6 protein-coding genes, 1 rRNA gene and 1 riboswitch are annotated in these 10,380 nt (G+C 47.4%); of the genes, 1 reads left to right on the top strand and 6 read right to left on the bottom strand.

The window, feature by feature from the left end; genetic code table 11:
- Both BN1360_RS10005 and BN1360_RS10000 read right to left on the bottom strand, forming a co-directional pair.
- Positions 1 to 225, bottom strand: a 16S ribosomal RNA gene (locus BN1360_RS10005); the annotation flags it as partial.
- Positions 226 to 581: 356 nt separating this feature from the next.
- On the bottom strand, positions 582 to 1,952 hold the full coding sequence (locus BN1360_RS10000; RefSeq protein WP_068779740.1) for an NCS2 family permease: 1,371 nt from the start codon (positions 1,950 to 1,952) through the stop codon (positions 582 to 584).
- 197 nt (positions 1,953 to 2,149) lie between these two features.
- Positions 2,150 to 2,250: riboswitch (purine riboswitch) on the bottom strand.
- 267 nt (positions 2,251 to 2,517) lie between these two features.
- On the opposite strand from BN1360_RS10000, the gene BN1360_RS09995 reads away from it, so the two are divergent.
- The gene (locus tag BN1360_RS09995) at positions 2,518 to 2,919 is read left to right on the top strand and encodes a GyrI-like domain-containing protein (RefSeq protein ID WP_068779739.1); all 402 of its coding nucleotides are present in this window, start codon (positions 2,518 to 2,520) and stop codon (positions 2,917 to 2,919) included.
- Between the two features lie 1,111 nt (positions 2,920 to 4,030).
- On the opposite strand, the gene guaA is transcribed toward BN1360_RS09995, so the two are convergent.
- Genes guaA through BN1360_RS09975 form a run of 4 tightly spaced genes read right to left on the bottom strand, consistent with a single transcriptional unit; the run spans position 4,031 to position 10,297 of the window.
- Positions 4,031 to 5,569 carry a glutamine-hydrolyzing GMP synthase gene (guaA, locus tag BN1360_RS09990; RefSeq protein WP_068779738.1) on the bottom strand — a complete coding sequence of 513 codons (1,539 nt, stop codon included), beginning with the start codon at positions 5,567 to 5,569 and terminating at the stop codon, positions 4,031 to 4,033.
- 54 nt (positions 5,570 to 5,623) lie between these two features.
- The gene (locus BN1360_RS09985; protein ID WP_068779737.1) at positions 5,624 to 8,077 is read right to left on the bottom strand and encodes a transglutaminase-like domain-containing protein; all 2,454 of its coding nucleotides are present in this window, start codon (positions 8,075 to 8,077) and stop codon (positions 5,624 to 5,626) included.
- Positions 8,064 to 9,335 (bottom strand): DUF58 domain-containing protein, encoded by a 1,272-nt coding sequence (locus tag BN1360_RS09980; RefSeq protein ID WP_068779736.1) that lies wholly within the window; start codon positions 9,333 to 9,335, stop codon positions 8,064 to 8,066. Before BN1360_RS09980 ends, BN1360_RS09985 begins: the two co-directional genes overlap by 14 nt.
- Positions 9,332 to 10,297: an AAA family ATPase gene (locus BN1360_RS09975; RefSeq protein WP_068779735.1), complete on the bottom strand. Its 966-nt coding sequence runs from the start codon at positions 10,295 to 10,297 to the stop codon at positions 9,332 to 9,334. The genes BN1360_RS09980 and BN1360_RS09975 overlap by 4 nt, the downstream gene beginning before the upstream one ends.
- Positions 10,298 to 10,380 lie beyond the last annotated feature (83 nt).

The raw sequence follows: 10,380 nt of genomic DNA, 5'->3' as shown, positions 1-10,380 counted from the left end.
GATTGCTCCGTCTTTCATTACTTCCCCATGCGAGAAAATAAATTATCCGGTATTAGCTAACGTTTCCGCTAGTTATCCCAGTCTTACAGGCAGGTTACCTACGTGTTACTCACCCGTCCGCCGCTAACCCTCCGGAGAGCAAGCTCTCCATCAAGTCCGCTCGACTTGCATGTATTAGGCACGCCGCCAGCGTTCGTCCTGAGCCAGGATCAAACTCTCCAATAAAGTGTTACTCATTGAAAAGAGCGATTAGCTCATTTTGAATCTGACTTATTTCTCAGATTTCACTTGACGTGAAACCCGCTCACTCGTTGTTCAGTTTTCAAAGATCAACTTCGTTTTTAGCGTCGCTGCGTTCTCAGCAGCAACTCTTATAATATATCATGTCCATTTCAGAAAAGCAACAACTTTTTTTAAGCTTGTCTTTTCTAAAATCAACCAGCCGTTTGAAGCGGCGTTTAATTAATATATCAAATATTGCACCCAAATACAAATTGTAATTAATTCCAAATAAAAATACAGAAAAGGCCGGTCACCCCACGGGCGACCAGCCTTTAAAATACTTACTTATATTAATGACATTATTCTGCGCCGAGGAAAATGTAGCGGCAGAGGATCAAAACAGTCAGAATCCACATCAACCAGTGAATCTTAACTTTGTTCTTGTTAACCAAGTTGCTGAATACAGCAAGAATTACGTAAGATACGATACCTGCCGAGATCCCGTTAGCAATACTTCCGGAGAACGGCATCAGGATAATGGTCAGGAATGCCGGGAATGCATACAGGAAATCGTCCCATTCAATCGACTTCACTTGACCCATCATCAATACACCAACTGTAATCAATGCCGGAGCCGTTGCAGCGGATGGAACTACTCCAGCCAGCGGTGCAATGAACAGAGCGCAGATGAACAGGATTCCCGTAGTTACGGAAGTCAGACCTGTACGTCCGCCTTCAGCAACGCCTGCCGTACTTTCCACGAAGGAAGTGATCGTACTTGTACCAAGCACAGCACCCGTACTAACGCCAACTGCGTCAACAAGCATCGCCTTACCGATCATCTTCTCGCCTTTTTCCTTATCCTTCATCAACCCGGCCCGTGTAGCCGTACCAACAAGTGTACCAAATGTATCGAACAACTCAACAAAGGTAAAGACGAATACAATTTCGAGCAAACCAAGCTTGAACGCACCTGCGATATCAAGTTTGCCGACTGCTAGGTCGCTCAGGTTAGGGAACCAAGTTGCATGCGACAAGCCGCTTACGTCAGTAACTCCCATCGGAATACCAATCAAAGTTGTTGCCACGATACCTATTAATAAAGCGCCTTTTACACGCATTGCCATCAGAATAGCAATCAGAATCAAACCGATTAATGTTAATTGGACATCATGACTATGAACAAAATCGCCAAAAGCAAAGTTAATGCTGCTGCCAGGAATCGTAACCGTTGCATCTTCAACCCCCGACAAGTTTGCGGCGATCAAATTACTCATTTTCAAACCGAGGCTTGCTACGAACAAACCGATACCCACCGTGATAGCGGCTTTAAGACTTTGTGGAACGGCAACGAGCAGCAATTGACGAACCTTCGTAATCGTGAGGATGATAAAAATGATACCGGAAATAAATACGGCCCCAAGGGCGGCTTGCCAAGTGATTTCTCCTCCAGAGCTAAGAACAACGGTCATGAAGTACGCATTAAGTCCCATACCAGGCGCAAGCGCGATCGGGATGTTAACGAATAATCCCATAATAATTGTAATCAGGCCCGCCCCTACCGTCGTTGCGAAGAAAACACCATCAGCAGGAATACCAGCTCCGTTTGGTCCAAGGAACAACGTGTTGACGAATAAAATATAGGCCATCGTCATAAAGGTCGTAATACCCGCGATGATTTCAGTTTTTACATTTGTTCCGTGTTCCTTAAGCTTAAAGAACCGATCCATTGTTAAATTTCCCCCTTAAAAGTGCTTGTTCAAAGCTATAGCTTAAAATAAGTCAGGAACGACAAAAAACCCGGGTTGTTACTAGCTTCCCAGGTCACTTGCTGAATAGAAGAAGCGCCGGGAGAATAGAATTCCAAGTCCGTACCCCGCATCTGGCGGATAAGGACATGATTCTATATATCGTCCGGAGTTATTGCCGGTGCGCCTCTTCTTTCCGTAGCCAGATCATTTACGGTGACCTCGTAGAAACTTCCGGGCCAATTCCCGGAATTATACGAAAAGCATATAGAAATTTGTCGATAGTTCCTGTAACAGCAGCTCTTTACTTGAAGATTTGCTACATGGACTATTCTAGGCGCGAACAATATTCTTGTCAACATGAAAAGCGAATGTTTTTGGATGTATTTCTTTTTAATGTTCGTGATTTGTTAAAAAATTAGTAATTTCTCCTATAGTATTGTTATATTATCCTGTATCCATACCACAAAATATTAGAATAAGACGATATGTTGTCATATTACATGGTCTAAGATGAGATCAAATACAACAAAAGGAGTGGTAAAAAATGGAACTATATATTTTGGAAAGCATTCGCACAAATAATTTTACAGACCCTGACATGTACTCAAAAATTACGGGGGTGTGGCAGAGCATACAAGCTCGGCCCGAGGTCGCGAACACGGTCATTTTCGGCGTATACCACAACTATGAGAGTAATTACAAAGGCGATTACGATCTTTCGATTGCTACCTCTTCCTTCAGTACAACTAACAAGCTCACTATATCTGAACAAGGTTATGAAATTTTCAAAGTAGACAGCTCCAAAGACAATGGTGTATTCGAAACCTGGCAGCGGATTTGGGCTTTAGAAGAAAACGGGGAGTTAGACAGAGCTTACACATTCGATTTTGAAAAATACGATACAAATGGAGAGATTGAAATCTATATTGCTATTAACAAAGCGTAACCACCTTAAATCTAGACAAGTGTCTAATTCCCTTTTACCCTGTATAACTATCCGATACAAAACACTAATTGTGACTCTACCTCCCTCTTTTCAGGGCAGAGTGTCTTGTTAAAGGTTAAATTCATGGATATCCCAATCAAAGCAGGCTTCTTTCGGCTAGGATAGTGTTAAGCTATGAAAATGTCTTTAGGACAGGGGGCAAATACGATTTTATGATGATCTTGGAAAGTATATTTGGAGAGACGATAACTTCTTTATTTCTTCCACCATCTATGAAAATCTCTATCCTGAAGGTTCCAAACTTGCCGATGGCAGAAAGTAAGTGATCTTATCAATATCAGTTCAAAATAACAAAACGATTAACCCTGCCCTCCTTTTTCTAACTATAAAAAAAGAGGTCAAGCAGGATACTTTCATTAATAATGATCCTGAGGAACAGACATCGTATTGAAAGCTAATTCTAATAAAATAATTATCATAAGCGTCAAGACTAAAGCAGCACGGTGTTGACATTATGGAAAAGAATAATATATTAGTGAAACAGTTAAGGGCTTTGGAATTAGTACAAAAAGCAATATATCATTGGCCACATTAAGTATTGATCCACTATCAACTGACAAAGAGTGTCCAAAAATGGACACTCTTTGTCATAATGTTTCATTGGTTCTTAGTTACCCTATCTTTAATTTCTTCCTTAAATGCTCTCATCTTTTTACCAAACTCAAACAATAAAGTCGTTAAAATAGTTTCGGAACACTACTTAAAAAGACCTGAGTTGTCAATTCATGAACGAACTTTTTTAATATTTGCTCTATTATCCTTATTGTTTTTTTGTAAAGGTATATTCTTGCCACCTGTTTAAGCGATATATACTGATATCAATGTACTTCTTGGCTCTGCCCCGTACTTCTTGATTTAGTCTGAAATCCTCGATTAACTCATTAATTTGGGCTATAAAAAAACTCCCTTTCATCTGGTAAATAACGCAGATAAAAGAGAGTAACTTTTATCATCCAATGGTTGCGGGTGCAATGGGAATTGCATTGCCTTAAACACTACAAACCCTTGTGACCAAGAATTCACGTCGTTTCAGATCATCATTTCTCTCAGTTTATTCCCACTCAATCGTAGCCGGTGGCTTCGAGGTAATGTCATACACAACGCGGTTGACATTCTCTACCTCGTTGACGATCCGTACCGAGATTTTCTCGAGCACATCCCAAGGGATACGCGCCCAGTCGGCGGTCATGCCGTCGATGGAGGTTACAGCGCGGATGCCGACGGTGTAGGAATAGGTGCGCTCGTCGCCCATGACACCTACACTCTTCATATTAGGCAGAGCGGTGAAGTATTGCCAGATTTCGCGGTCAAGGCCCGCATTGGCAATCTCTTCACGCAGGATATAATCGGAATCGCGAACGATCTTCAGTTTGTCTTCCGTTACATCGCCCAATACGCGAATGGCCAGACCTGGACCCGGGAACGGCTGTCTCCAGACGATTTCCTTAGGCAAGCCGCACTCTTCGCCAACTTTACGAACTTCATCCTTAAACAGCGCCTTCAGCGGTTCGACTAATTCGAACTTCATGTCTTCTGGCAAGCCGCCAACGTTGTGGTGAGACTTGATCGTCTGCGCCGTCGCCGTACCGCTCTCGACAATATCCGTATACAAAGTACCTTGAGCCAGGAACCTAAAGTCATCAAATTTGCTGGATTCTTCGTCAAATACGTAAATGAATTCGTTACCGATAATTTTACGCTTCTTCTCAGGATCATCCACTCCAGCCAGCTTCGAGAGGAATCGTTCGCGAGCATCAATCTTGACCACTTTCATATCGAACTTGCCAACAAAGGTCTCCATCACGCTCTCAGCTTCGCCTTTACGGAGCAAGCCGTGGTCGATGAACATACAAGTAAGCTGATCACCGATCGCTTTATGAATCAGCATGGCTACGACAGATGAATCTACCCCGCCGCTTAATGCGCACAGTACCTTCTTGTCGCCAACCTGGTTGCGAATATCTCGAATGGTATCCTCAATAAAGGTCTCCATGGACCAGTTGCCCTCGCACTTACAAACTTCATACAGGAAATTCTTAATCATCTCATTCCCGTGCAGGGAGTGACGAACCTCCGGATGGAACTGAACCCCGTACAATTCGCGCTCTTTATTAACGAAGGCAGCGATAGGTGCAGACCCTGTCCAACCCCCTAGTGCAAATCCTTCCGGCATTTGTGTAACATGATCCCCGTGGCTCATCCATAATGTCTGTTTTGTATCCAGACCCTTCACCAAAGCCAGATTAGGGTCAAAATCGACCTCAGATTTACCGTACTCACGTTTGTTCGCCCGCTCAACCTTGCCTCCAAGCTGTTGCGCCATCAATTGCATTCCGTAGCAGATTCCGAAAATCGGAACACCGATGTCATAAATAGCCGGATCGATATGTGGAGCATCTTCTGCATATACACTAGCCGGTCCGCCAGAGAACACGATGCCCTTCGGCGCCAGCTCGCGAAGACGCCCCACCGGGGTATTATATGGCAACAATTCGCTGTACACGCCCAGGTCGCGAATCCGTCTAGCGATTAGTTGGTTATATTGTCCTCCAAAATCCAGAACGACAATGATTTCATTTGGCTTATTCATAACTGGCCTCCCTCAATTAATGACAATAATTATACGCAACGACGAAAGATGTCGTCAAGGAAGATCATGAGGGAGATCGCGGTAACGATATGCCAAATCTCGGCATCTCCTCAAAAAATGCATACTTTCATGTCGCCCCAACCTGACCCTTCCATAATAGAGGTTTTCCCAGTTCATTATAAAATCATCCAATTCGGTATAATTTTCTCTGTTCCCAGCTTGCACCAAAGTCATGTACTCCCGTGCGGTCATAGCTTGTGGCTTAAGGCCAAAACATCGATATAACTGACGCCAGACGATATCGGCTGCCAATAGCAATTCATCGGAACCAGGAAATTGTCGGCGCGGCTTAAGGAGATAGAGACTCAACAAAAGCGCGTTCCAGCAAAATAGCTCCCGACGATAACTCCAGAGCAACCAGACGACAGCGGGTATACTGCACAGCACAATGGTCCACATGAGCAGATTCGGCGCGATCCTGATCCAGAGCATATGGGCCGCCATAGACAGCCCTTGCTTCATTTGGTGTGCAATCCGGGCTGCTTGTTCCATGATTAAACCCATATCAAGTTCAGAAGACGTCTCTGCGATATTCTCCTGGCCAAATACGGATAAGCTCTCAAAACCTGGCGTTGGATCAAAGGGCACCCAGCCTAGCCCAGGAAAATAGACTTCTACCCAAGAATGAGCATCCGAATAGGCAACGTCATACTGATTACTAGTTGTCGCTATAAGTTCCCCGGGTGCGAAGCCTTTGACCCATCTGGCGGGCACCCCTCCACTTCGCAGCAAGACGGTCATCGCCGTCGAGAAATGATCACAATACCCGCTTTGGCTCTCGAATAGAAAATCATCCACAAGGTCATGACCGGATGGGGGGAGCGACGTATTAAGATTGTACGTATAGTTGTTCTGTAAATAGTTCATAACCGCAGTAACTGACTCATACCGGTTCGAGCCCTGCCCGACCAGTTCGGTCCCCAGACTCCTAACGCGTAACGGCAATTGCTGAGGCAATTGCAGCGACTGCTGTATGGTTGCCTCTTCTCCAGGATCGGCGATACCCCCAGCTTGCTTCAATTGATCCAACGTATATTGCTGCGGCTGTACCCTTACTTTATAGCCATACAGCTTCTCATTTCGCTCCAATTTGCTAAAGGCCGCATTCGAGGATGAATCGTATAAGATACCGCTGTCGGCCTTCTCCTCCAGATTCTCATCGACATATAAACGTCCGGTTCCCGTGGGCAGGCCGCCCGTAAACAGAGGAATATCCCTGCTCTCCGGCCTAGAGAATATAACAGTCTGTTCAAAAATAGCTCCCGCCTCGCTCGTCTCTCCGGCCTGGGCACCGCTAGAAGCCGGGATTGCGGGGGCATCCCCCACATTTTCAAGCAAAATTCGGTCTGTACCGGACTCCAGCCAGCCTTGTCCCGTATATACATTTTTACTCTCGCCGCGCCAATATGTACGATAGGGCGAGAAAGCCGTAAAGTATCTTTCATGCCGAAGGCTCAGAGCAGACCCCAAAGTGGAATCATCCTGGCCATATCCAGACATCTTATACGCCTGGGTTTGTCTTTCCCCGAGCCGTTCGCCATTCCAATTCTCCCAGGCCCGGATCACCTCATTCCAGGCGATCTCTCTTACGGGCTTCACGGGCATGCGGATAGTAAGAAAGGCTGTCCCTAACAAGCCTGCCAATAAAAAAACAGCACTAACTGCGAGCCAAATCCGCTCCATTCCTCTTGTTCGCAGCTGACCTGCAAGATTCCGATGTCCTTCCGCTCCTAAAACCTGCATTGGCATTCGCCATGAATGGCGCAATGGCTTTGTCTCTGGGAAGGACAGACCCCCCGTTATAATCTGCAGTCTTTGCCTGAACAGGACTAGCTGCAAAAGCAGCCCCCAGCATAGAGTGCGGACAAGGCCAGCATATATATTCAGTTCACCGGCTATTTCAAGCGCCAGCAAGTAAACAATCGATGCTACGAAGAACAACATCGCGCTCTGCCTGCCAAAGGCCAATATTTGCACGGAGGATACCAGCAGTGTCCAGCCGATAAGAAGCAGCAGAGCACGCGTCTCGATGCTTACCTCGTATAACCGGCCTGATTGGACAATATCTGTAAGATCATTTCCCAGCAGCTGAGCATAGCTGGAGAACCATCTTCCCCCGCTTCCCACCCCATACAGGAAGTACAGAGACGCACTGACCAGCAAAGGGTATAAGCCAAACAGCAGGCCCTTTGGCAAGTTCAGACAGCCGATGAACAACAGTGCACCTGTGAGCATCATAAACAGAGTGATGACACGATAATGATCATCACCGATCAACTTCTGCAGCGGAAATAGCCATTCCGAGAACAACGCAAATAGCAGCAGGGAGATCACACTTCTGTTCACCACTAATTGGCGGAATGAAGCAGGGCCTCCTGCCTGTAATGGTGCAGCGAACACCGTCAGGTTATCCCCTCTGACCCTTCCTTCCAGATTAGGCGCTGGCATGTCCGTCCCCCCTGTCATTAGCTTTCGCGGACACCCATGAAGCCAGGTCAACGTAAGGAATGCCCACACGCTGCAGTCGGGCTAACCACGTTCCACGCTCCGCCTCACTGCTAGGTATCGAAGACCAGATCTCTAGTTTCACGCCCGACTCCGCCAGTTGCGTAGCTACAGATACCAGCTCGGAAGTCACTCTTCCCGTGATCAGGGTATGGATCACCCCAACACGGGAAGTCATCGCGTCAACGGGAATGACAAGACGGGAAGCCGAACGATCGGTTCTAACTCCTGCCAACAGATCAAGCCCTTGCCGAAGCCCCTGAAGGGTGGAGACGATGATCGCTTCGGCGGATGCTCCATAACGAAGCTCTATCTCACTGCCACTGGCTTCTCGATCAGACATCTCGGCTGTCTCGTTGCGAAGAAGGTCCGCAGCTGCTTGAACGGCCAGCTCAAAATTAGCCCGTACCGGAACCACCGGACGGCCCTGCTGCGCTTCAGGCTCATACGCGATATGCCGAGTATCCAGCCATAAGCAGCGAGTTTCCTTCCCCCTCACATCTGGAATCCGGGCCAGCAGCGTGCCCGTCCTCGCGGAGCCCTTCCAATAAATGCGATGGAGTGGATCGCCTGGCAAATATTCACGAATACGCTCTATAGATGAACTTGTCTCCATATTTCTAAGAATTGCACCTGAGGTCATCTCCTCATCACCAACGGGATGTACCTCTTTGCCAGGGTAAGCAGCCAGACGCGAAGGGTGAACATAAATGGTATCGTCCATGACAATCCTTCGTGTCCGTTTGAAGTAACCCAGCGGGTCACCATAATTTACGTACACCGCTTCTGTTCCGTAAACTCCTCGCCGTGGGTTCGTTATTACATATTTTACGGTGTGCTGCCTGCGAAGTCCGCTTAGCAGCAAGCTCCCATTTTCGTATTCTTGATCCGGATCCATCCGTTCAGCTTGCATCGCCAGCTTGTCCCTTATAAGCAGCCAGGGGACGGGAATTCCCCCCGCAGCCTTAATACGCAAAGTCACTTCTATAGGCTCCCCAGCCTCTGGTTGTAGAGGCAGCCAGGAGCGTTCTATCTTAACGGAGCGTGGTCCCAATAATAGAATGACCACTCCCTGAAATATCAGCAAGCCAAGCAGCAGGCATAAAAAAAGCAGCGTTGCTCCTCCCCGCCAAATGTACAGTGCGACCAGCAGTCCAGCCGCCAGTGCATACCATAACCCATTCCAAGCCCTTTCCCTCATGACGGGACACCCGGAGCACGATGAAATACAGGAACCGGTATGCCATTTAATAGGTCAGCGATGACCTGATGGGGATTCAGCCCGGAGATTCTTGCTTCGCTATTCAGCATGATTCGATGTGCTAATACAGCTTCCGCTACCTGCTTGGCATCATCAGGGACCACATAGGTTCGTCCTTGGCAGAAAGCCATAGCCTGGCTCGCTCCCAGCCAGGAGAGCGTGCCCCGCGGGCTAATGCCCAGCGAGATCTGCGGATGACGCCGGGATTTATCCGCCACTTCTACCAAATATCGCTTGATTCTATCATCCACGAGCACCATTCTGACATGGCGCTGGATCGCCATCATCTCTTCCGGCAGCAATATTGGCTTTGCCACTGCTGCCTGCGGGTCGCTGAAGCGCCCCAGCATCTCTATTTCTTGCTCCGGTGCCGGGTAGCCAAGAGACAACCTCATTAGGAAACGGTCTAATTGAGCCTCCGGCAACCGATAGGTTCCCTCATATTCCAACGGATTCTGCGTTGCGAATAGCAAAAAAGGCTCAGGCAGGGGACGGGTAATCCCGTCTACCGTTACCTTTCGCTCCTCCATCGCCTCAAGCAACGCAGATTGAGTCCGCGGAGCGGCCCGGTTTAATTCATCAGCAAGCACGATGTTGGCATGAATCGGCCCCTGCTTGAACTCGAAATATCCGGATTGCGGATGATACACCGTTACCCCGGTGACATCGGCAGGCATCAGGTCGGACGTGAACTGAATCCGTCCGAAGGTACCGCCTACGCAGCTCGCCAATGTTCTGACCAGCATCGTCTTCCCAACCCCGGGCACATCCTCCAGCAATACATGCCCGCCGCATAACATCGATACGAGAATAAGTTCAATTTCCTTTCTTTTACCGACAATGACACGTTCCACCCGGTTCACCAGGCGCTCAAGCAGCTCTTGAGCCAGTTCTTGATTCATCTCTACTATTCCTCCATTTCCGGCGATTCAATCTATCAACCAGTATCGCCAGAATCTAGCAGGAATAGACCTATAAAGTATAG

It is taken from the genome of Paenibacillus sp. GM2 (genome assembly GCF_900069005.2).
In the GTDB taxonomy this organism is placed as follows: domain Bacteria; phylum Bacillota; class Bacilli; order Paenibacillales; family Paenibacillaceae; genus Fontibacillus.
The sequence above is the reverse complement of the archived record's forward strand: the minus strand, read 5'-3'. Positions and strand labels throughout refer to the sequence as shown.